This window comes from Mesorhizobium sp. M0340, assembly GCF_040321535.1.
Classification (GTDB): domain Bacteria; phylum Pseudomonadota; class Alphaproteobacteria; order Rhizobiales; family Rhizobiaceae; genus Mesorhizobium.
The window spans coordinates 202,739-223,255 of sequence record NZ_JAMYRR010000003.1; the positions used below are offsets into that span (position 1 = coordinate 202,739).

Annotated in this window: 18 protein-coding genes and 1 tRNA gene; 11 read left to right on the forward strand and 8 right to left on the reverse strand. The window is 62.8% G+C overall.

Annotation, left to right across the window (positions count from 1 at the left end; translation table 11 throughout):
- Positions 1 to 8: 8 nt before the first annotated feature.
- A complete protein-coding gene (locus NKI79_RS05725; RefSeq protein WP_254816217.1) occupies positions 9 to 179 on the reverse strand; it encodes a hypothetical protein in 171 nt (56 codons plus the stop codon).
- A 1,055-nt stretch (positions 180 to 1,234) separates the two neighbouring features.
- On the opposite strand from NKI79_RS05725, the gene NKI79_RS05730 reads away from it, so the two are divergent.
- Positions 1,235 to 1,855 (forward strand): LysE family translocator, encoded by a 621-nt coding sequence (locus tag NKI79_RS05730; RefSeq protein ID WP_352800389.1) that lies wholly within the window; start codon positions 1,235 to 1,237, stop codon positions 1,853 to 1,855.
- Positions 1,856 to 1,890: 35 nt separating this feature from the next.
- On the opposite strand, the gene NKI79_RS05735 is transcribed toward NKI79_RS05730, so the two are convergent.
- Positions 1,891 to 1,966: transfer RNA gene (locus NKI79_RS05735), tRNA-Thr, on the reverse strand.
- Between the two features lie 342 nt (positions 1,967 to 2,308).
- Here NKI79_RS05735 and NKI79_RS05740 point away from each other — a divergent pair.
- Positions 2,309 to 3,460 (forward strand): hypothetical protein, encoded by a 1,152-nt coding sequence (locus NKI79_RS05740; protein WP_352800391.1) that lies wholly within the window; start codon positions 2,309 to 2,311, stop codon positions 3,458 to 3,460.
- Between the two features lie 102 nt (positions 3,461 to 3,562).
- Here NKI79_RS05740 and NKI79_RS05745 read toward each other — a convergent pair whose 3' ends face one another.
- Entirely contained in the window at positions 3,563 to 5,164 is a 1,602-nt protein-coding gene (locus NKI79_RS05745) for a cisplatin damage response ATP-dependent DNA ligase (protein ID WP_352800393.1), read from the reverse strand.
- A gap of 238 nt (positions 5,165 to 5,402) precedes the next feature.
- Entirely contained in the window at positions 5,403 to 6,413 is a 1,011-nt protein-coding gene (locus NKI79_RS05750; protein WP_352800395.1) for a ligase-associated DNA damage response exonuclease, read from the reverse strand.
- Positions 6,414 to 6,521: 108 nt separating this feature from the next.
- Here NKI79_RS05750 and NKI79_RS05755 point away from each other — a divergent pair, with 108 nt between their 5' ends.
- Together NKI79_RS05755 and NKI79_RS05760 are read left to right on the forward strand one after the other, a co-directional pair.
- Positions 6,522 to 7,466, forward strand: a complete 945-nt coding sequence (locus NKI79_RS05755; protein ID WP_352800397.1) for a methyltransferase domain-containing protein — start codon at positions 6,522 to 6,524, stop codon at positions 7,464 to 7,466.
- 55 nt (positions 7,467 to 7,521) lie between these two features.
- A complete protein-coding gene (locus NKI79_RS05760; RefSeq protein ID WP_352476005.1) occupies positions 7,522 to 7,878 on the forward strand; it encodes a hypothetical protein in 357 nt (118 codons plus the stop codon).
- A gap of 7 nt (positions 7,879 to 7,885) precedes the next feature.
- Here the strand turns inward: NKI79_RS05760 and NKI79_RS05765 are convergent, their stop codons facing one another.
- Together NKI79_RS05765 and NKI79_RS05770 are read right to left on the reverse strand one after the other, a co-directional pair.
- A complete protein-coding gene (locus NKI79_RS05765) occupies positions 7,886 to 8,749 on the reverse strand; it encodes a prephenate dehydratase (RefSeq protein ID WP_254816209.1) in 864 nt (287 codons plus the stop codon).
- Positions 8,750 to 8,779: 30 nt separating this feature from the next.
- The gene (locus NKI79_RS05770; RefSeq protein WP_023676856.1) at positions 8,780 to 9,508 is read right to left on the reverse strand and encodes a 3-deoxy-manno-octulosonate cytidylyltransferase; all 729 of its coding nucleotides are present in this window, start codon (positions 9,506 to 9,508) and stop codon (positions 8,780 to 8,782) included.
- A 192-nt stretch (positions 9,509 to 9,700) separates the two neighbouring features.
- Between NKI79_RS05770 and NKI79_RS05775 the strand changes: the two genes are divergently transcribed.
- The 7 genes from NKI79_RS05775 (at position 9,701) to NKI79_RS05805 (ending at position 19,205) form a co-directional block, all read left to right on the forward strand.
- A complete protein-coding gene (locus NKI79_RS05775) occupies positions 9,701 to 10,354 on the forward strand; it encodes a c-type cytochrome (RefSeq protein WP_352476004.1) in 654 nt (217 codons plus the stop codon).
- Between the two features lie 173 nt (positions 10,355 to 10,527).
- Complete coding sequence (locus NKI79_RS05780) at positions 10,528 to 12,411, forward strand: extracellular solute-binding protein (RefSeq protein WP_352800399.1); 1,884 nt, start codon at positions 10,528 to 10,530, stop codon at positions 12,409 to 12,411.
- Positions 12,411 to 14,279, forward strand: a complete 1,869-nt coding sequence (locus NKI79_RS05785; RefSeq protein ID WP_352800401.1) for an extracellular solute-binding protein — start codon at positions 12,411 to 12,413, stop codon at positions 14,277 to 14,279. Before NKI79_RS05780 ends, NKI79_RS05785 begins: the two co-directional genes overlap by 1 nt.
- Before the next feature lie 30 nt (positions 14,280 to 14,309).
- Positions 14,310 to 15,404, forward strand: a complete 1,095-nt coding sequence (locus tag NKI79_RS05790) for a microcin C ABC transporter permease YejB (protein WP_254816205.1) — start codon at positions 14,310 to 14,312, stop codon at positions 15,402 to 15,404.
- Positions 15,404 to 16,543 carry an ABC transporter permease gene (locus NKI79_RS05795; protein WP_254816204.1) on the forward strand — a complete coding sequence of 380 codons (1,140 nt, stop codon included), beginning with the start codon at positions 15,404 to 15,406 and terminating at the stop codon, positions 16,541 to 16,543. The genes NKI79_RS05790 and NKI79_RS05795 overlap by 1 nt, the downstream gene beginning before the upstream one ends.
- Positions 16,540 to 18,168: an ABC transporter ATP-binding protein gene (locus tag NKI79_RS05800; RefSeq protein WP_352800403.1), complete on the forward strand. Its 1,629-nt coding sequence runs from the start codon at positions 16,540 to 16,542 to the stop codon at positions 18,166 to 18,168. The genes NKI79_RS05795 and NKI79_RS05800 overlap by 4 nt, the downstream gene beginning before the upstream one ends.
- Before the next feature lie 95 nt (positions 18,169 to 18,263).
- On the forward strand, positions 18,264 to 19,205 hold the full coding sequence (locus tag NKI79_RS05805) for a 2-hydroxyacid dehydrogenase (RefSeq protein WP_254816202.1): 942 nt from the start codon (positions 18,264 to 18,266) through the stop codon (positions 19,203 to 19,205).
- 25 nt (positions 19,206 to 19,230) lie between these two features.
- On the opposite strand, the gene NKI79_RS05810 is transcribed toward NKI79_RS05805, so the two are convergent.
- A complete protein-coding gene (locus NKI79_RS05810; RefSeq protein ID WP_254816201.1) occupies positions 19,231 to 19,533 on the reverse strand; it encodes a Dabb family protein in 303 nt (100 codons plus the stop codon).
- A gap of 25 nt (positions 19,534 to 19,558) precedes the next feature.
- The gene (nudC, locus tag NKI79_RS05815; protein WP_352506120.1) at positions 19,559 to 20,500 is read right to left on the reverse strand and encodes an NAD(+) diphosphatase; all 942 of its coding nucleotides are present in this window, start codon (positions 20,498 to 20,500) and stop codon (positions 19,559 to 19,561) included.
- Positions 20,501 to 20,517 lie beyond the last annotated feature (17 nt).

A 20,517-nucleotide genomic window follows, 5' to 3' on the forward strand; every position in this document is an offset into this window, starting at 1 on the left:
GCTGCAACTCAGTCTGTCGTCCATGTCGCCTTCGACGCGGCAGTCTGCACGGCAATTCTCAGGCCAATGATCTCAGCGATCGCCGCCTCCAGCACCAGGACGATCGTTTCCTTTGCCACATCATCGAGATTTTCGGCGACATAGCTCAGGTCGCTTAGGACATCGTCTTCCTTTTCCATTTTTCTCCTCTGTTGAACTTTAGGCCAGAACTAAAAATGGGTGGCGGCACCGATTTGCATGCCTGCCGCTCCGTGTAGGCTTCTGCTCGCAGCGTGGATGAACCTCCCAACACCGCGACGCCTTCACGGTCCGGGGGAGAAGGCGGGCAACGGCGGCGGTGCGGGGAACCGCCGCCGGCGTCCCCTTCCTTGCCGACAGACTCCTACGAAAACAGTACGCATTCATCCGTTTTCTTGGATTTACCTTTATGAGCACAGTGTCTCCGACATGTTTATTGGTCGTCTCTTTTCTATAAAAATTCCTAGCTACTGAGTCGTATTTCTTGGTATCGAACAAGTAACTCACTCTTATATTATACGCGACAGGATCAGGAGCCGCAGTCAATCTATCTACAACCCTGGACTCAACCACCGGCCAAGGTGTCGCCTTCGCCGCAATCTTATTCTCCTGAATAGTCGCAAGCACAAAAGCAAAGACCATAGTTATAAAGCCAACGAATACAGAAATAAAACCAGCATGATAGTTATCAATTCTTTCTCACGCTGACTTTTCATAGAAGAGATTAACATTACCTAGAAAGATGCTTTTATGATCATTTAGCTTCTCACCATACCCCGCCCTACGGCGCCACTGTTGCGTCCTCGCTGCTCGGCAAGCTCATACCACAAACCGCATGGAAATCCTCCTGCGCCTGCGCGGCGAGCCGTGGCTGCTGACGGGCACTCATCCGCTGGAACCGCACCAGACTGGATATTGATCCCAGCCCGTTCTGTCGGGATGGGACAGGCTCTGGGTAGTTCCCGCAGCAACATTTTCCCGAAAACTGGGAGATCGTCCGCCTAAAAATGGGTGGCGGCACCGATTTGCATGCCCACCGCTGCGCGTAGGCTTCTGCTCGCAGCGTGGATGAACCTCCCGACACCACGACGCCGTCACGATCCGGGGGAGAAGGTGGGCAACGGCGGCGGTGCGGGAAACCGCCGCCGGCGTCCGGTCGCTGGGGCGCCGAGAATTCCTCGCCGCCCTGTGATCGACGCAACAAACGGGGGCTGCAATGTCGAATTCGCTTCTTCTGTCGACCGCCATGCTGCAATTCCTGGCGGCATATACGGTGATCATGATCACGCCAGGCCCTATTGGACTCGCGACCGGCAGCCTTGCCTCCCTGCACGGCTTTGGCAGGACGATCCCGCTCGTGGCCGGGATTGGCGCCGGAACCGCCGTGCTGGCGATCCTGGTGGCGTTCGGCGCCGTTCACCTTTCCGGGTCGCTGTCGGTGCCGGCGGTCAAGATCGCCGGTGCGGCGGCCCTTGGCTGGATGGCCCAGCGCATCGCCAGAACGGCGCCGCCGGCCATCGGCGAAGCGCCTCGGCAGGCCGGATTGTTTGCCGGAGGTTTTCTCATCAGCATTCTCTCACCTGAAACCGCCGCCTTCTTCGCCGTCGCCTTCATGGGACTGATGCTGCCGATCCGGACCTCGAACGAGATGCTGATGGTCGCGGCCATCGTCGCCATCATCGACATAGGCTGGTACGGATTTCTGGCCGTCGCGCTTTCGCGTCCGCCCGTGCGCGCTGCCGCGATGCGGCATCATCGCGTCATCTGCCGGGCGGCGGGGATCATGCTGGCAATGCTCGCCCTCGTCTCGGCAGCATCAGCTTTTCCACTCGGCTGAGCGCTGGTTGAAGCAGGCGTGCGGGAAAGGTCGTTTGGTGCCGCTTGCGTGACTCGAACACGCGACCCCATCATTACGAATGATGTGCTCTACCAACTGAGCTAAAGCGGCCCGGGAAGCCGTGCTTCCAAGATGGGCTGGGTGATAGACGCAACCGGCCGCGAATTCAAGATGGCTGCCGCGAATTCAGGACGAGCAATTCGTCTCCGTCCCAGGACGGGCACAAGGGCAGCCGCCGCGCCGATGCGATGCCGTATCGGCAGGCCGCCCCGTCCGTCACGTCGTGGCCGTGACGGAAGAATCAGCGAAAAAGGTTGATTTCTTTACCGAAAACCGCCGAAATGAGCTTTGTTTCCCCCGGCAAGGCAGAATGCACCCGCTCGCTTGTTGATTGATTGGTCGCCTGCGGCTAACGATCATGACAATGTGAGTGAAATTGCAGAGGGAATTCGTTTGGACGCGATCGAAAAAGCGATCCGCAACGCCTTCGAGAAAGGCAATGCCGACGACCGGGCGTTTCGCGAGCGGGTCTACCGATCGGCTTTCGCGGCACTCGACCGTGCCCTGCAGGCCAATCCAAACGTCACCGTGGAAGTCGCCATCAAGCGCCGCAAGGCGGTCCAGGCGAAGATCACCGAAATCGAATCGGAATTCCTGCCGGCGGTTGCCGACGTCGCCGCGCCGACCGACAGTTTGGAGGCAGCACCGGAGGTGGAGCCTCCGGCCGAAGCCGAAGCCGAGCCCGCGCCGTCGCCCGATGTCGTCGTTGACGGTCCGGCGCAGTCGCCCGAATCCGATGCGCCCCGGTCGCGCGTCCTGCCGGTCGTCCCCGACATAATGCCCGATGCGCCTGTTCCCGAGGCGCCGGCGATCGACATGGGGGCCTCGGCTCCGACCGAAGCCGAAACCGACGACGCGGAAGTGACGCCCGACCGCGACGACCGGCGGGCGAGGCGGCGGCGCCTGCCTTTGACCGCGATCTTCTTCGGCGTGACGCTGCTCGCAGCCGCCGGCATCGGCCTTTATTTCGCCAACCAGACCGGCGTCTTCAAATCGGCGACCGAACTCGACACGGCGCCGCCGGAAGCGCCGCCAACGGTCGACGGCGATGATTTCACGCCGGACAACACCGCTTCGCCGCCAAAGCAGGGCGAGGCGGACCAGGCGCGCGACTGGATCAACGTGTTTTCGCCGGGTGACCCGACGCAGGTCAATGCACCGTCGGACGCCAAGGCCGACGTTATCCAGGACGAAAGCGGTTCCTTCCTGCGCATCCGCTCGGGTGCATCCGGTTCGGCCATCAGCTTCGACGTCGGGCAAGGTGTGCTGGAAAAACTCGCCGGCAAGCATGCCACATTCGACATCATCGCGCGCTCCGAGGAGGGCCAGGAGACGCAGATTTCCGTCGATTGCAATTTCGGCGAACTCGGCGACTGCGGCCGCAAGCGCTATGCCGTCGGTCGCGAGCGCAATGAATATCTGTTCGACGTGCGCTTTCCCGACAAGCATCCGGGTGCTGCCGGCACCATCGCCATCAATTCCGACTTCGACAAGCAGGGCAAGTCGGTCGACATCTACGAGATTCGCGTCTCGGTCGTTCCGTAAAGCACGTCGCGTTCGGACCGGCCTCATGCGACGCAGTTTAGGTTCTTGTTTTGATGCATGTCGTTACCGCAAAACCGCTGCACACTTTTTGCGCGACATGCATTAACTATCGAGCAGCGCCTGCAGCGTCTCGATGCGGTCGGCTTCCGCGGCCGGCTTGTCCCAGCGCAGCCGCGAAATGCGCGGAAAGCGCATGGCGACGCCGGATTTGTGCCGCGTCGAACGGTTAAGCCCTTCGAACGCCACCTCCAGCACCAGGCCCTGTCTGCGGTCGGCCCGTACCGAGCGCACCGGGCCAAAGCGCTCAATTGTATTGTCGCGGACATATTTGTCGATTTGCCTCAGTTCCTCGTCGGTGAAGCCGAAATAGGCTTTTCCCACCGGCACCAGCTCCTCCGATCCTTCCGGCCCGGACCAGACGCCGAATGTGTAGTCGGAATAGAAGCTCGAGCGTTTGCCGTGGCCGCGCTGGGCGTACATCAGCACGGCGTCGACCGTGTGCGGATCGCGCTTCCATTTGAACCACGGGCCCTTCGGTCGCCCGGCCACATAGGGCGAATCCCAGCGCTTCAGCATGACGCCTTCGATTACCGGATGCAGCGGCTTGCGGCGCAATTCCTCCAGCGCCTGCCAGGTGGTGAATTCGACCAGCGGCGACAGATCGAAGCGACTCGGATCGAGCGTCCTGACGAAGGCCTCGAGCCGGCGGCGCCGTTCGCGGAAGGGAAGTCCGCGCACATCCTCGTCACCAATCTGCAGCGCATCGTAGCAGCGCATGAAGGCGGGGTATTGCTGCTGGATCTTGGGTGACACGCTCTTGCGGTTCAGCCGCTGCTGCAGGTCCGAGAACGTGCCCGTCGCCTGCCTGGGGTCACCGACCAGAAGCTCGCCGTCGAGGGCGCCTGAAAAATCCATCGCCTCGGCAAGATCCGGAAAGGCGCCGGAGACATCGTCACCGGTGCGCGAATAGAGCCGGCGAATGCCGCCTTCGCAAACCGCCTGGACGCGGATGCCGTCCCATTTCCATTCGGCCGCGTAGTCGGCCGGGTCGAGCTTTTCGAGGTCGCCGTCGCCGACGGCGTTCGACAGCATCACTGGTCTGAACAGCGCCAGCGCCGTCTTCCTGGGTTTTTCCGCCTTGCCCTCCAGCCAGGCGAACAGAGCCGCATAAGGCGGCGTCAGCCCGTGCCAGAGTTCCTCGATCTCGGCGATATCGACCTTGCCGAAATCGGCCAGCGCCTGCTTGGCGAGCCGCGCCGAAACACCGATGCGCAGGCCGCCGGTGACCAGCTTTATGATGGCAAAGCGCGCGGACGTGCTGGCGCTGTCGAGCAGCCGGGCCAGCACCTGTGGCCCGTCGGAACGGCTTGCCGCCTGCAGCTTGGCCACCACCTCGGCCAGCGTCGGCGCGTGGTTCGCAATATCGAGAGGCGATTGCGGCCAGACCAGCGACACGGTCTCGGCCAGGTCGCCGACATAATCGTAGGAATAGCCGAACAGCACGGGATCCATGCGCTCGACCACCAGCGTGCGCAGCATTGCCGGCTTGACCGCGGCGATGGAAAGATCGCCGGTAATGGCCGCCAGCGCCAGCCCGCGATCCGGATCCTCGACGCTGCGGAAATAGTCGGTCAAAAGCGTCAGCTTGCCGTTGCGCGACGGCGTCAGCACCAGCCGGTCGAGAAGCTCGGCGAAGCGGTTCATGGGAGGGGCGCCAAGGGGGGAAGTTTGCGATCCTTCGCGCCCCCCTCTGTCCTGCCGGACATCTCCCCCACGAGGGGGGAGATCGGATGTCGCGACTGGTTTCGCCAATCTCGAACGTCGCTGGAATGAGCGCGGCGGCGAAGAAGCCAATCTCCCCCCTTGTGGGGGAGATGGCCGGCAGGCCAGAGGGGGGTGTGAAGGATCGCGGCGCCCGCGATTGGTGGTTCAACAATTGCCATCAATCGCCCTCGTCCTCGTAGCCGACGAGATGCAGCGGCCTGGCGGCGATGCCTTCGAGTTCGCACCAGCGCACCAGCGCCTCCTCGCGGCCATGCGTCACCCAGATTTCTTCCGCGCCGGTCTCCTTGATCGTTGCTGTCAGCTCGTCCCAGTCGGAGTGATCGGAGATGATCAGCGGCAGCTCGACGCCGCCCTGCTTGGCGCGTTGGCGGATGCGCATCCAGCCTGAGGCGAAGCACGACATCGGATCGGGAAAACGCCGCGCCCAGCGATCGGCGAAGGCGGATGGCGGGCCGATGACGATGGCGCCGGCAAAGTCGCTTTTTTGGCCGGTCTCGACGGTCGCCGGTTCCAATGTGCCGAGATCGATGCCCTGGCTCTGGTAATATTCGCTGAGCTTGGCCAGCGCACCATGGATGTAGATCGGCTTTTCGTAGCCGACATCGCGTAGCAGCCGCATGACACGCTGCGCCTTGCCCAGCGCATAAGCGCCGACCAGATGCGTGCGCTCGGGAAACTGTTCGGTCGATTTCAGCAGCCGGGCGATCTCTTCGGAATCGGGTGGATGGTGAAACACCGGCAGGCCGAACGTCGCCTCGGTGATGAAGACGTCGCACTTGAGCGGCTCGAACGGCTCGCAGGTTGCGTCCTTCTGGCGCTTATAGTCGCCGGACGCGACGATGCATGTGCCCTGATGCGCGACCTTGATCTGCGCCGAGCCCAGCACATGGCCGGCCGGGTGAAAGCTGACGGCCACACCGCCAAGCGCAATCGTCTCGCCGAGCACTGCGGCTTGCGTCGTTCCGGCAAAACCTTCGCCGTAACGCAGCCCCATAATATCGAGCGTCTGCTGCGTCGCCATTACCGAGCGGTGGCCGGAACGGGCATGGTCAGAATGGCCATGCGTGATCAGCGCCCGGTTGACCGGTCGCACCGGGTCGATGAAGAAATCGCCGGGCGGGCAATACAGCCCTTCCGGCCGGGGATGAAGCAGGTCGCTGGCGCGCATGGCCCCAAGATAGGCGCTAATTCCGGCGCGGGAAGCCTGTTGTAAGTCACTGCTGACTCCAGCATAGAGCGCAAGCCGGCTGCAAACACCCGGCGGAACTCGATCACGATGAAACCGCTCCAGACCTCGTCCGGCGATTTGACCGCCGACCGCCGCGCCGACTATGCCGAAATGCTCTATGCATCCGGCGATCATGCGGCCGCCGCGGAATTGCTGCTCGGCGCGCTCGAACTGGCGCCGCAATGGCCAGCCGGCTGGTTCCGCCTCGGCGAGATGCAGGAAGCGGCGGGCGCGCCCGATCATGCCGCGCAGGCCTGGACGACGGCACTGCGGCTCGACCCGGCGGACAGGCTCGGCGCGGTGCTCAAGCTGCAATTGATCGGCAGGGCAGCCGCGGCCCAGGCGCCGCCCAGCGCCTTTGTCGAGACGCTTTACGACCACTATGCCGAAAGCTTCGAGGGTGAGCTGGTCGACAGGCTCGGCTACCGTCTGCCCGAATGCCTCGACCGCGCCATTCAGGCAGCACGGCCGGGCCGGTTTTCGCTGGCGCGCGATCTCGGCTGCGGCACCGGCCTCATGGGCCAGAAGCTGCGGCCGATCGCCGATCGGCTGGAGGGTTACGACATCTCGGCCGGCATGCTGAGGCAGGCGCGCGCCAAAGGCCTCTACGATCTGCTCGTCAAGACGGACCTGCAGGATTTTTGCTATTCTGGCCCGAAAGCCGATCTGGTGACGGCGGCCGATGTGTTCATCTATGTCGGCGCACTCGACAGGGTGGTGAACAAGATTGCCGGAATGCTTGCCGGCGGCGGTCTGTTTGCGTTCTCCGTCGAGACGCTCCCGGGCGGAGAATCGTCTGACCGCGCCGGCTTCGCCCTGCAGCCGTCGCGCCGCTACGCGCATTCGCAAGGCTATATAGAGCGGGTTCTGGATGCCGACGGCTTTTCGATCCTGTCGCTGCAGGCAACAATCATCCGGCAGGATCGCCGCGAACCGGTCGAAGGGCTGGCCGTAGTGGCAAGGTTGCTTTCCGGCAGCGTAAAATCTGGCTAAGACTTCTGCCGCTGCGCATGAGAAGCCGCAGCGGCGAAAGACAAGGAGCACGTTCATGCGCTGGAACATGACGGTCTTGGCATCTTGCCTGGCGATGGCCGGCTGCGTCGGCAATTCGATGTCCGAACGGCAAGACGAAAACGTCCAGTCCTCGCTGCTGTATGACAAGGTGCCTTGCGATCAATTGCTGGCGCAACGAAACGGCCTGGCGCAGCAATATCATCTACCGGTGGACGCCAAGCCGTCCTTCTCCAACCCGGCGACGGGCTTTGGCCCGTTCACGCCGGATATGCGCTCAAAAGCCAAGCGCGACGCCGACCAGGCGAGCGGCAAGATCGACGCCATGAACCGGTCGATTGCCCGCCGCGAATGCGGCAAGCCGGCCAAAAAGAACAAGCTCGGCCTGACCTGACCGGATCCTAATCCGCCACCTTCCACTGCTCGCGCGAGGCGCTGGCGGGATAGACGCCGAGAATGCGCATTTCGCGCGAGAAAAAGCGCAACTCGTCGAGTGCCAGCTTCACCAGCGGATCGTCGGGATGGCCCTCTATGTCGGCGTAGAACAGCGTCGCTGTAAACGCGCCGAGCTGGTAGCTTTCCAGCTTGGTCATGTTGATGCCGTTGGTGGCAAACCCGCCCATCGCCTTGTAGAGCGCCGCCGGCACGTTTCGGACGCGGAAGATGAAGGTCGTCATCATCTTGGCGTCGGCCGAGGGACGTTCGGCCCATTGCTTGTTCTTGGTCAGCACCACGAAGCGGGTGACGTTGCTGTCGGTGTCCTCGACATTCTCCTCGATGATGTCGAGCCCGTAGAGGGTCGAGGCCAGCGCCGGCGCCAGCGCGGCCATGGTGCGGTCCTTCATCGCGGCGACCATCTTGGCGGCGCCCGCGGTGTCGCCGGCAACCGCCGCCTTCCAGCCGTTCTTGCGGATGTATTTGCGGCATTGGCCGAGCGCGTGGATGTGGCTGTGCACGGTCCTGATCTCGTCGCGCCTGACGCCCGGCAGCACCATCAGCTGGAAGTGGATCGGCAGAAAGTATTCGCCGATGATGTGCAGCTTCGATTCCGGCAAGAGGTGATGGATGTCGGCGACGCGGCCGGCAATGGTGTTCTCGATCGGGATCATGGCCAGATCGGCCTTGCCGGTCTCGACGGCGTTGAAGGCGTCCTCGAAGGTCGGGCACGGCAACGGCTCCATCGACGGGAACATGTTGCGGCAGGCGGTGTCGGAATTGGCGCCCGGCTCGCCCTGGAAGGATATTTTGTTGGTCTTTTCAGGCATGCGCGGAGTCTCGGGAATTGGGGGAATTTCTTAGTTGGAAAGGAGCGCCCTGGCGCGTTCGAGATCGTCCGGCGTATCGACGCCAAGCGGCACCGACTGCACGATCTCGGCATCGATGCGCATGCCAGCCTCCAGCGCCCGCAACTGCTCGAGCCGCTCGCGGCGCTCCAGAGGCGACGGCCTTAGCGCAACGAAGCGTTCGAGTGCGGCGCGGCGATAGGCATAGAGGCCGATATGATGGTAGAGCGGGCCTTCGCCCCAAGGGGCGGTGGCGCGGGTGAAATAGAGCGCCCTGAGCCGCGTCGTCGAGAGTGGCGAGCCGACCAGCTTGACGACGTTCGGATTGGTCTTTTCCTCATCGCGGACGATCTCGACGCAGAGCGTGGCGATATCCACCGCCGCGTTCTCGAAAGGCTTCAGCGCGGCACCGATAACAAGGGGGTCGATGGTCGGCAGATCGCCCTGCACATTGACGATGGTCTCGACGCTGTTGCCAGGGTCGAGAATGGTCAGCGCTTCAAAGATGCGGTCGGAGCCGGTTTCGTGGTCCGCCCGCGTCATCACCGCCTCGAAACCATGGGCGCGCACCGCCTCCGCAACGCCTTGCGTATCGGTGGCGACGACCACCCGGCCGAGCCCCGCCTCGGCAGCACGGCGGGCGACGTGGACGATCATCGGAGTGCCGGCAATGTCGGCCAGCGGCTTGCCCGGCAGGCGGGTCGAGGCCATGCGGGCCGGGATCAGGATGAGCGTGGACATGAGGCGGGCAGGGGCTCGAAAAAGAGGGGGACAAAAGTGGCAAAAGGTCTCACTGGCAGCGTCCTTATAGGTGTTGCAACGCCGGAGCAAAAGACCTAGTTTCCGCGCGATTTGACCGCCTCGCAGGGTGGTTCACGATACCGACGGACGGAGTGGACGGATCGGTCCGCCGGAAAAGGGAGCCTGGGGCGTATGGATTCCAACGAAGTCAACAAGCTGCTCGCCGGTTTCCTCGGCACGGTGTTCATCGTCTTTTCCGTTGGCATCGTATCTGACGCGCTGTTTGCCTCGCCGACGCCGGAAAAGCCCGGCTTCGCCATCGAGGCGACCGAGCCCGCCGAAGGCGGCCCGGCCGCTCCAGCCGCGGAGGCCAAGCCGATCGCCGAGCTGCTGGCCACCGCCAACGCCGAAGCGGGTGCCGCCATCTTCAAGAAATGCCAGGCCTGCCACTCCGGCGAAAAAGGCGGCCCCAACAAGGTTGGCCCCGATCTGTGGGACATCATCGACCGTCCGGTCGCCGAGCATGAGGGCTTTGCCTATTCGGCCGGCATGAAGGAGTTCTCCAAGGGCGGCAGCGAGAAGTGGACCTACGACAATCTCAACCACTTCATCACCTCGCCGAAGAAGTTCGTGAAGGGCACGGCGATGGGCTTCGCCGGCCTGCCGAAGGATGAGGACCGCGCCAACGTCATCGCCTATCTGCGCACGCTGTCGGACAATCCGAAGCCGCTGCCGGCGCCCGGCGCCTCGGCCGAGAACGCGCCCGCCAAGCCGGCCGAAGGTGCAGCCCCTGCCAAGCCGGCAGAAGGCGCGGCTCCGGCCGCTCCGGCCGCACCCGCAAAATAACAAAACTGTAATGACATAATCCTTGAAAAAGCCGGGTTCAGCCCGGCTTTTTCGTTAGGGAAAATGCATATGCGACGACAAAGCCACTCGGTTGCGGTTTTCAGCGCCGCCAAATGATCTAGATTGGGCCCAGACGCTATGGTGACGGCGCTATATCGCGAAGAGGAGAACGCATGACGGTTGGCCGAGCGCGGACGCTTCTGAAATCAGTGCTGATGCTGGCTGCCTTTGCCGGCGGCCTGCAGGTGGCCTTCGCGGACGAATGGCGCACGACCTCGTCGCTGATCGGCGAATCCAAATATGGCGACAATTTCCAGCATTACGATTACGTCAATCCGGATGCACCGAAGGGCGGCACGGTGAATTCCGTGGTGCTTGGCACGTTCGACAGCTTCAATCCCTACATCGTGCAGGGTTCGCCGGCCGCCGGCTTCGCGCAGTTCGGCGGCGGCCTGCTTTACGACACGCTGATGGAGCAGGCGACCGACGAAGGCAGCACCAGCCATCCGCTGATCGCCGACGCCTACAAATATCCGGCCGACTATTCCTCGGCGACCTACCGGCTCGACCCGCGGGCCAAGTGGCATGACGGCCAGCCGATCACCACCGACGACGTGATCTGGTCGTTTCAGGTGCTGAAGGCCAACAGTCCGCAATACAGCCGCTATTTCGAGAACGTCACCGACGCCGTCGCCATCTCCGACCGCGAGGTCGAGTTCCACTTCAGTCAGAAAGGCAACCGGGAGCTACCGAAGATCATCGGCGACCTCGTCGTGTTGCCCAAGCACTGGTGGGAAGGCACGGACGCCAGCGGCAAGAAACGCGACGTCACCAGGCCGACGCAGGAGCCGCCGCTCGGCTCGGCCGCCTACAAGGTCGCCAGCTTCAAGCCGGGCTCCGAAATCATCTGGCAGCGCGTGCCCGATTACTGGGCGGCCAAGCTGCCCGTGAAAATCGGCCGCGAGAATTTCGACAGGCAGCGTTTCACCTATTTTCTCGACGACAATGCCGCCTGGCAGGCCTTCACCAAGGGCGGGCTGGACGACATCAAGCCGGAGAACAGTTCGAGACGCTGGAACACGGCCTATAATTTCCCGGCTGTCCAGGCCGGCGACGTCATCAAGAAGGAATTCAAGACCGCGTCGCCGGAACCGATGCAGGCCTTCATGCTCAACACCAGGCGCCCAATGTTTCAGGATCGCCTGATGCGCGCCGCGCTGATGTACCCGTTCGACTTCGAGACAATGAACCGGACCCTGTTCTTCGGTTCCAACACCCGCACCAGCAGCTATTTCCAGGGCACGGAACTGGCGTCGAGCGGCCTGCCGCAAGGCAAGGAACTGGAGATCCTGGAGCAGTACCGCGACAAGCTGCCGCCCGAAGTCTTCACCCAGGAATTCAAGCTGCCGGTCTACGACACCCCGCAGGCGGAGCGCAAATACCTGAAGGCCGCGGTCGATCTGTTCGCCAAGGCAGGCTGGGTGATCAAGGGCGGCAAGATGGTCAACGCCAAGACCGGCGAACCGTTCAAATTCGAGATCCTCGGCTGGAACGACACCGATCAGGTCATCGCCAGCCCGTATATCGCCAATCTGCGCAAAATCGGCGTCGACGCCACGCTGCGCCTGATCGACCAGACCCAGTATATCAACCGCGTCACCCATTTCGACTTTGACGTGGTCACCTCGATACTCGGCCAGTCGGACTCTCCCGGCAATGAACAGCGCGATTTCTGGAGCTCCAAGGCCGCCGATTCGCCGGGATCGCGCAATTACGCCGGCATCAAGAATCCGGTCGTCGATGCGCTGGTCGACCGGATCATTTATGCCACCGACCGGGCCGATCTCGTTGCCGCCACCCATGCGCTCGACCGGGTGCTGTTGTGGAATTTCTACGTCGTGCCGCAATATTACCGCGCCGTGGTCTGGCTCGCCTACTGGAACAAGTTCGGTATGCCGGAAAAGCAGCCCGCCTATAGCGGCGTCGACCAGAATTCCTGGTGGATCGACCCGGCCAAGGAAAAGGCGCTGGCGGCCAAATACAAGAGCGGCAATTGATGGCGGCGCTGCCCCGTCGCGACTTCCTCGCCCTGGGCGGTGCCGCCGCGGCCGCAGCGCTGCTGCCCGGCCGGGCTTTCGCGGCCATTCCAACCGGCGTGAAACTGCACGGGTTGTCGGCTTTTGGCGATCTCAAATATCCTCCGGATTTCACGCATTTCGACTATGTCAATCCGGACGCTCCCAAGGGCGGCCGGATGAATTTCGCCCCGCCGAACTCCACCCTCAATCAAAGCTTCCTGACTTTCAACACGCTGAACTCACTGGTGTTGAAGGGGGATTCGCCGCCGCGCACCGAGCTCTGCTTCGATTCGCTGATGGCAAGGGCAGTCGACGAACCGGATGCGGTCTACGGCCTGCTTGCCGAATCCGTTACCTTGTCGCAGGACCGCAATGGCTACCGCTTCAGCCTGCGGCCACAAGCGCGCTTCCATGACGGGTCGCCGCTGACCGCCGACGACATTGCTTTCGCCTTGACCCTCTACAAAGACCGGGGACATCCGAACCTTTCCCAAGCGCTGCGGCATATGACGGAAGCGGTCGCGATCGATCCGCTTACAGTCAACCTCACCTTCAACGGCCAACAGTCCGCGCAGAATATCCTCGCCATCGTCGTGATGCCGATCGTGTCCAAAGCCTTCTACACGGCCAATGATTTCGACGCCTCGACGATGACGCCACCGCTCAGCTCCGGACCATACAGGGTTGGACGGGTGGTGGCCGGGCAGACTGTCGAATATGAACGCGTCGCCGACTATTGGGGCCGCGACCTGGCCGTGAACCGCGGCAGTTATAATTTCGACAGCATCCGTATCGATTTCTACCTTGATCGCCAGGCGGCGTTTGAAGCGTTCAAGAAAGGTGACACGCATTTTCGCGAGGAGTTCACCTCGCGGGTATGGGCGACCGGCTACGACTTTCCAGCACTGAAGGATGGCAGGGTCGTCAAACGCGAATTTCCCGGCGAGAAAACACCATCTATGCAGGCTGTCGCGCTGAACCAGCGCCGTCCGCAGTTCCGCGACATTCGCGTGAGACGGGCAATCGCCTATTGCTTCGACTTCGAATGGACCAGGCGGGTTCTGTTTTTCGACTCCTACGAGCGTTCGCAATCGAACTTCGAGCGATCGGATTACAAGGCCAAGGGCCTGCCCTCACCCAAGGAGTTGGCCCTGCTGGAGCCGTTTCGAGCCGAGTTGCCGCCGGAGACCTTCGGCGAACCGGTGATGCAACCCGTCTCCGACGGTTCCGGGCACGACCGTAAGCTGCTGCGCGAGGCTTCGAGGCTGCTTGCCGAAGGCGGCTGGAAGCGAGCGGGCAATTTCGTCGTCAACGACAAAGGCGAGCGCCTGCGCGTGGAAATGCTTGCCCAGGACGAGGGTCTCGTTCGTATTTTCGCGCCGTGGTCCGAGAATATGAAGGCGATCGGCATCGACGCTTCGATCCGGCAGGTCGACTCGACGCAATTTGAGGCGCGGCAGAGCAATTTCGACTTCGACTTCAACATGCTCGCATGGTCGATCGGAGCGACGCCCACCGCCGACGGTTTGGAGATTCTCTACGCTTCCCGAATGGCGAAAACGCCGGGGATGCGCAACTATCCGGGTACGGAAAGCAAAGCCATCGACGCGCTGATCGAGGCAGCCGGCAAGGCGCAGAGCCGGATCGAACTCGTCACCGCGCTCAACGCGCTCGATCGGGTCTTGCGCGCGCGGCTAGACTGGATTCCAACATATCATCTGGCGAATCACCGAGCAGCCTTCTGGGACATGTTCGGCTTTCCCGCTCAAAAGCCGGATTACGACTTTCCGGTCGAGACGTCATGGTGGTTCGACAAAGACAAGGCGGCAAAGATTGGCAAAGCCTGACATTTTCGCACAAGCGAGGCAGGGAACCTGATGGGCGCCTATATACTGCGCCGCATCCTGTTGATGATCCCGACCCTGTTCGGCATCATGGCGGTATCCTTCGCCGTCATCCAGTTCGCGCCGGGCGGGCCGGTCGAGCAGGTCATCGCCAGGCTGACCAACCAGGGCGGCAGTGATCGCCTCGGCGGCGGCGGGGGTGATGCCGGCGGCGCCAATTTCGATGTCGCCGGCGACGTCGGCTCGAAATACCGCGGCGCGCAAGGGCTCGACCCGGAATTCATCAAGAAGCTGGAGAAGCAGTTCGGTTTCGACAAGCCGCCGCTCGAGCGCTTCGGCATGATGCTGTGGAACTATCTCCGCTTCGATTTCGGCGACAGCTATTTCCGCGACATCTCGGTGCTCGACCTGATCCTGGAAAAGATGCCGGTGTCGATCTCGATCGGGCTGTGGATCACGCTCTTGTCCTATCTGATCTCGATCCCGCTCGGCATCCGCAAGGCAGTCAAGGACGGCTCCACCTTCGACGTCTGGACCAGCGGCGTCGTCATTGTCGGTTACGCCATTCCGGGCTTTCTGTTCGGCATATTGCTGATGGTGCTGTTTGCCGGGGGCTCGTTCTGGGACTGGTTTCCGCTGCGCGGCCTCACCTCCGACAATTGGGACCAGCTGTCGTGGCCGCAGCGGATTGTCGACTATTTCTGGCACATGACCCTGCCGCTGACGGCGCTGGTGCTGTCGGCCTTCGCCACGACGACGTTGCTCACCAAGAATTCCTTCCTCGAGGAAATCCGCAAGCAATATGTGGTCACAGCCCGCGCCAAGGGCCTGTCGGAGCGGCAGGTGCTTTATGGGCACGTCTTCCGCAATGCCATGCTGATCGTCATCGCCGGTTTCCCCGGTGCCTTCATCTCGGCATTCTTCACCGGGTCGCTGCTGATCGAGAACATCTTTTCGCTCGATGGCCTCGGCCTGCTTGGTTTCAACTCGGTGGTGCAGCGCGACTATCCGGTGGTCTTCGCCAATCTCTACATCTTCTCGCTGCTTGGTCTGTTCGTCGGGCTGCTGTCCGACCTGATCTATACCTGGGTCGATCCGCGCATCGACTTCGAGCGGAGAGACGTCTGATGGCGCAGGCGACAGCCGAAACGGCGCCGCCTCGGATCGCGCGGCCCTTTCTGTCGCCGCTCAACCAGCGGCGCCTGCAGAACTTCAAGTCCAACCGGCGCGGCTACTGGTCGTTGTGGATTTTCCTGTTCCTGTTCGTGCTGTCGCTGGTTTCCGAACTGATCGCCAACGACAAGCCGATAATCGCCTCCTACAAGGGCGAGATACTGTTTCCGGTCCTGGTCGCCTATCCCGAGGAGAAGTTCGGCGGCTTCTATGCGGTCACCGACTACCGCGACCCGGTCATCCAGGACGAGATCAATGCCAATGGCTGGATGGTCTGGCCGCCGGTGCGCTACTCCTACCAGACCGTCAACAACGCCATTCCCGAAGCCGCACCGACCAAGCCGTCCTGGCTCTACGACAAGAAGACGCGGTGCAACCAGTATCCGAAAGGGGAAGCGGACCCCAATTGCAACGTCGGCAACTGGAACTGGCTGGGCACCGACGACCAGGCCCGCGACGTGCTGGCGCGCGTCATCTACGGCTTCAGGATCTCGGTGCTGTTCGGCCTGATCCTGACCGCCGGCTCGGCGCTGATCGGCGTGGCGGCCGGCGCCCTGCAGGGCTATTTCGGCGGCTGGACCGACCTTCTGTTCCAGCGCTTCATCGAGATCTGGTCGGCGATCCCGGTGCTGTACCTGCTCTTGATCGTCGCCGCCATCCTGCCGCCCGGCTTCTTCATCCTGCTCGGATTGATGCTGCTGTTCTCCTGGGTGGCGCTGGTCGGCGTGGTGCGGGCCGAGTTCCTGCGCGCCCGCAACTTCGAATATGTCAATGCGGCGCGCGCGCTCGGCGTGCCCAACATCACCATCATGTTCCGGCATCTGCTTCCCAATGCCATGGTGGCGACGCTGACCTTCCTGCCCTTCCTGCTCAGCGGCTCGATCTCGACGCTGACCTCGCTCGACTATCTCGGCTTCGGCCTGCCGCCCGGCTCCGCCTCGCTGGGCGAACTGTTGAAGCAGGCGCAGCGCAACCTCAACGCCCCCTGGCTCGGCATTTCCGGCTTCGTCGTCATCTCGCTGATGCTGTCGCTGCTGGTCTTCGTCGGCGAGGCCACCCGCGACGCCTTCGATCCGCGCAAGACGTTCAGATGACCGCCCCTCTCCTCTCGGTCCAGGATCTCAGCGTCGCCTTCACGCAAGGCGGCAGCCAGTCGATCGCCGTCGACCATATCTCCTTCGACCTCGCCAAGGGCGAGACGGTGGCGCTGGTCGGCGAATCCGGCTCCGGCAAGTCGGTCACCGCGCTGTCGGTGCTGAAGCTGCTGCCCTATCCGACCGCCAGCCACCCGTCGGGAAAGATCCTGTTCCTCGGCGCCGACCTGCTTGCCGCGGACGAGAGAGACTTGCGCCGCGTGCGCGGCAACAAGATCACCATGATCTTCCAGGAGCCGATGACCTCGCTCAACCCGCTGCACACGATCGAGCAGCAGATCGTCGAGGTGCTGAAGCTGCACCAGGGCCTGGGCGATCGCAACGCCAAGGCGCGCACGCTGGAACTTCTGCACGAGGTCGGCATCCGGGAACCGGAAAAACGGCTCGACGCCTATCCGCACCAGCTTTCCGGCGGCCAGCGCCAGCGCGTCATGATCGCCATGGCGCTCGCCAACGAGCCTGAACTGTTGATCGCCGACGAACCGACGACGGCGCTCGACGTCACCGTCCAGGCGCAGATCCTCGAATTGCTGGCCGGCCTGAAAAGCCGCAAGAACATGTCGATGCTGTTCATCACCCACGATCTCGGCATCGTCAGGAAGATCGCCGACCGGGTCTGCGTGATGACCAAGGGCAAGATCGTCGAGACCGGCCCGACCAAGGAGATATTTGCCAATCCGCGGCACGCCTACACGCGGCATCTGCTTGCCGCCGAGCCGAAAGGCAAGCCGCCGGCGGCCAACCAGGCCGCCAAGCCGGTGATGGTCGGCAAGGACGTCAAGGTCTGGTTTCCGATCAAGAAGGGCTTCTTCCGGCGCACCGTCGACAATGTGAAGGCGGTCGACGGCATCGACGTCACCGTGCGAGCCGGCCAGACGCTTGGCGTCGTCGGCGAATCCGGCTCAGGCAAGACGACGCTCGGCCTGGCGCTGGCCAGGATGATCTCGTCGACCGGGACCATCCAGTTCAACGGACGCGGCATCGATCAACTGTCCTTCAGCGAAATGCGGCCGCTGCGGCGCGAGTTGCAGATCGTCTTCCAGGATCCGTTCGGTTCGCTCAGTCCGCGCATGTCGGTCGCCGAGATCATCGAGGAAGGGTTGAAGATCCACGAGCCGAAACTGTCTCCTGATGCGCGCGACGAGCGTGTCGTCGACGTGCTGAAGGAAGTCGGCCTCGATCCGGCGACGCGCAATCGCTATCCGCACGAATTCTCCGGCGGCCAGCGCCAGCGCGTCGCCATCGCGCGCGCCATGGTGCTCAACCCGCGTTTCGTCATGCTGGACGAGCCGACCTCGGCACTCGACATGAGCGTGCAGGCGCAGGTCGTCGACCTCTTGCGCAGCCTGCAGGCCAAGCACGACCTCGCCTACCTCTTCATCAGCCACGATCTGAGGGTCATCCGCGCGCTCGCCAACGAAGTCATCGTCATGCGCAACGGCAGGATCGTCGAGGCCGGTCCTTCCGAACAGATTTTCGGCAACCCGCGGACCGACTATACAAAGGCGTTGATCTCGGCCGCCTTCAAGATCGAAACGGCGCCGGTCGGTATCGTCAGCGAGTAGATTTTCGCCAGAGATCATGCACAAAATCAAAACGCTGCCGCGCCCTTGCGAGTCCGGACGCGAACGCTGTTGGTAAAAGGGAAAAACAATCCGCAATGGAAAAAGGCCGCATCTTGCTTGCCCTCACCGGTATTCATCCGCTGCGCTGGCGCGAACTGCTGTCGGCGGAGCGCGAAGTGGTGCTCGAGCCGAATGGCGCCGGCGATCCCTCGATTACCTATGCGGTGGTGTGGAAACAGCGGCCGAACCTGTTGTCGTCGCTACCCAATCTGCGGGCTATCTTCTCGATCGGCGCCGGCGTCGACCACATTTTCGCCGATCCCACCTTGCCCGACGTACCGGTCGTCAAGGTGGTCGCCGACAACCTTACCCAGTACATGACCGAATACGTCGTCTGGCGGGTGCTCGACCACCATCGCCAGGGCATGCTCTACCGCGCCCAGCAGCAGAAGAAGATCTGGCACGAGCCGCAGCAGCGACCGGCCGGCGACATCTCGGTCGGCATTATGGGGCTCGGCACGCTTGGCCGCGCGGCGGCATCGGTGCTGTTGTCGCTCGGCTTTCCCGTTAATGGCTGGTCGCGCAGCGATCGGCCGATGGAAGGTGTCTCGACTTACGCGGGCGAGGCCGGCCTGATCCCGTTCCTCAACGCCACCGATATCCTGGTGGTGCTGTTGCCGCTGACGCCACAGACGCACGGCATCATCAACCACGGCGTGCTGAAGGAGCTGCGCAAGCGCAACGGCCTCGGCGGCTCGGTGCTGATCAATGCCGGGCGCGGCAGGCTGCAGAAGGACGCCGACATTTTGCGCGCGCTGGACGACGGCACGCTGAAGGAAGCCAGCCTCGACGTGTTCGAGGTCGAGCCGCTGCCGAAGACCAGCCCGCTATGGAGCCACCCGAAAGTGTTCGTGACGCCGCACGCGGCGGCAACTTCCGATCCGGTCCACCTGGCGCCGATCATGCTGCGTCAGATGGACGCCTTCGAGCGCGGCGAAGCGCTGGAAAATGTGGTGGATCGCGACGCGGGGTATTGATTTTTTAGAGCGTCGCTTTCCAGTCTCAGCCCCAGCCGAGCGGCACGTAGTCGATCTCCATAAACGCCTCGACCTCCGGGATCCAGCGGTCGCGGACGAAGGCGACGTGGTCGGGATGGTCGTTGTAGCCGGAGTAAGCCCGCTGATCGGCGAACTCCATCGAGAAGCCGAAGCGGTAGTCGTTCTTGGGGCTGACCTGCCGCAACTGCTCGAAATGCGTGACGCCCTTTATCGCCGTGAGGATCGTCTTGGCGTCGGCGAGGAACCTTTTTTCCTCGAGCGAATGCGGCGGGTGCTTTAGCGTGAACACGACGGTGTGACGGATCATTTTTTGCTCCTGCGATGTCTTCGTATCACGCGCTGTCGGCCCAGGCGCGGATGAGATTATAGGCGATCGCCCCCTTCGGCGGTGTCACCAGGCCACCCGGATGCTCGCGGGCCAGCATCGAGAGCACCTCGTCGCGAAAGAACCAGCGGCAATCTTCCAGCTCGTTGAAGTCGGGGTGGATATCGTCGTTGAGCGGTTCGCCGAAGCAGCCGATCATCAGCGAATAGGGAAACGGCCAGGGCTGGCTGGCGTGGTAGACGACGCGGCCAAGCCGGATGCCGGCTTCCTCGAGGGTTTCGCGGCGCACCGCCGCCTCGATCGTCTCGCCCGGCTCGATGAAACCGGCGAGCGCCGAATACATGCCGGGCCCGAAATGCCGACCGCGGCCGAGCAGGCATTTTTCGCGCGTCGCCGTCAGCATGATCGCCACCGGGTCGGTGCGCGGAAAGTGCTCCGTGCCGCAGGCCGGGCAATGCCGCTTGTAACCGCCCGCCCGCATCTCGGCTTCGGTGCCGCACTTGCTGCAGAAGCGATGGCTGGCATGCCAGGCAAGCAGCGCCGCCCCTTGCGCCAGCGCGCCGGCGGCCGCTTCGTCGATCAGCCCCTGCATATAGACCGAGCGATAGTCGATGGCCTTGATCGTCTCGGGAAGCTGCTCGGGCTCGACTCCGGCCGGCACCGCCAGCACCGGGCCGCTTTCGGAAAAACCGAGCAGCACGCCGTTTTCGAGCGATGCTTCGAGCGGCCGGCATTCGGCCACGCCGAACCAGGGGTCGAATGCGCCTTGCGCAAGCTTCAGATAGAGCCGGCCGCCACGCATCAGCAAAAGCCGCGCCGAAGGATCGGCGAGCGCCTTTTCGACGGAATCGTCGGCGCGGTTTTCGGACTGCCGGTCGATAATGTTGCCGGCGAAGCCGACAAACTGGCTCGGCTCGCGCAAGGGCGCGTCAAACAGGCGAAAGCTCATGCAGACTCGGGAAGGTT

Bases quoted from the DNA above. Each gene is read 5' to 3' on its own strand.
- NKI79_RS05770 (WP_023676856.1), bottom strand. From the start codon at position 9,508: ATGTCCACGCTCATCCTGATCCCGGCCCGCATGGCCTCGACCCGCCTG.
- NKI79_RS05755 (WP_352800397.1), top strand. From the start codon at position 6,522: ATGAAACCGCTCCAGACCTCGTCCGGCGATTTGACCGCCGACCGCCGC.
- NKI79_RS05790 (WP_254816205.1), top strand. From the start codon at position 14,310: ATGGGCGCCTATATACTGCGCCGCATCCTGTTGATGATCCCGACCCTG.
- NKI79_RS05810 (WP_254816201.1), bottom strand. From the start codon at position 19,533: ATGATCCGTCACACCGTCGTGTTCACGCTAAAGCACCCGCCGCATTCG.
- NKI79_RS05765 (WP_254816209.1), bottom strand. From the start codon at position 8,749: ATGCCTGAAAAGACCAACAAAATATCCTTCCAGGGCGAGCCGGGCGCC.
- NKI79_RS05730 (WP_352800389.1), top strand. From the start codon at position 1,235: ATGTCGAATTCGCTTCTTCTGTCGACCGCCATGCTGCAATTCCTGGCG.
- NKI79_RS05800 (WP_352800403.1), top strand. From the start codon at position 16,540: ATGACCGCCCCTCTCCTCTCGGTCCAGGATCTCAGCGTCGCCTTCACG.
- NKI79_RS05805 (WP_254816202.1), top strand. From the start codon at position 18,264: ATGGAAAAAGGCCGCATCTTGCTTGCCCTCACCGGTATTCATCCGCTG.
- NKI79_RS05750 (WP_352800395.1), bottom strand. From the start codon at position 6,413: ATGCGCGCCAGCGACCTGCTTCATCCCCGGCCGGAAGGGCTGTATTGC.
- NKI79_RS05745 (WP_352800393.1), bottom strand. From the start codon at position 5,164: ATGAACCGCTTCGCCGAGCTTCTCGACCGGCTGGTGCTGACGCCGTCG.
- NKI79_RS05785 (WP_352800401.1), top strand. From the start codon at position 12,411: ATGGCGGCGCTGCCCCGTCGCGACTTCCTCGCCCTGGGCGGTGCCGCC.
- nudC (WP_352506120.1), bottom strand. From the start codon at position 20,500: ATGAGCTTTCGCCTGTTTGACGCGCCCTTGCGCGAGCCGAGCCAGTTT.
- NKI79_RS05725 (WP_254816217.1), bottom strand. From the start codon at position 179: ATGGAAAAGGAAGACGATGTCCTAAGCGACCTGAGCTATGTCGCCGAA.
- NKI79_RS05760 (WP_352476005.1), top strand. From the start codon at position 7,522: ATGCGCTGGAACATGACGGTCTTGGCATCTTGCCTGGCGATGGCCGGC.
- NKI79_RS05780 (WP_352800399.1), top strand. From the start codon at position 10,528: ATGACGGTTGGCCGAGCGCGGACGCTTCTGAAATCAGTGCTGATGCTG.
- NKI79_RS05795 (WP_254816204.1), top strand. From the start codon at position 15,404: ATGGCGCAGGCGACAGCCGAAACGGCGCCGCCTCGGATCGCGCGGCCC.
- NKI79_RS05775 (WP_352476004.1), top strand. From the start codon at position 9,701: ATGGATTCCAACGAAGTCAACAAGCTGCTCGCCGGTTTCCTCGGCACG.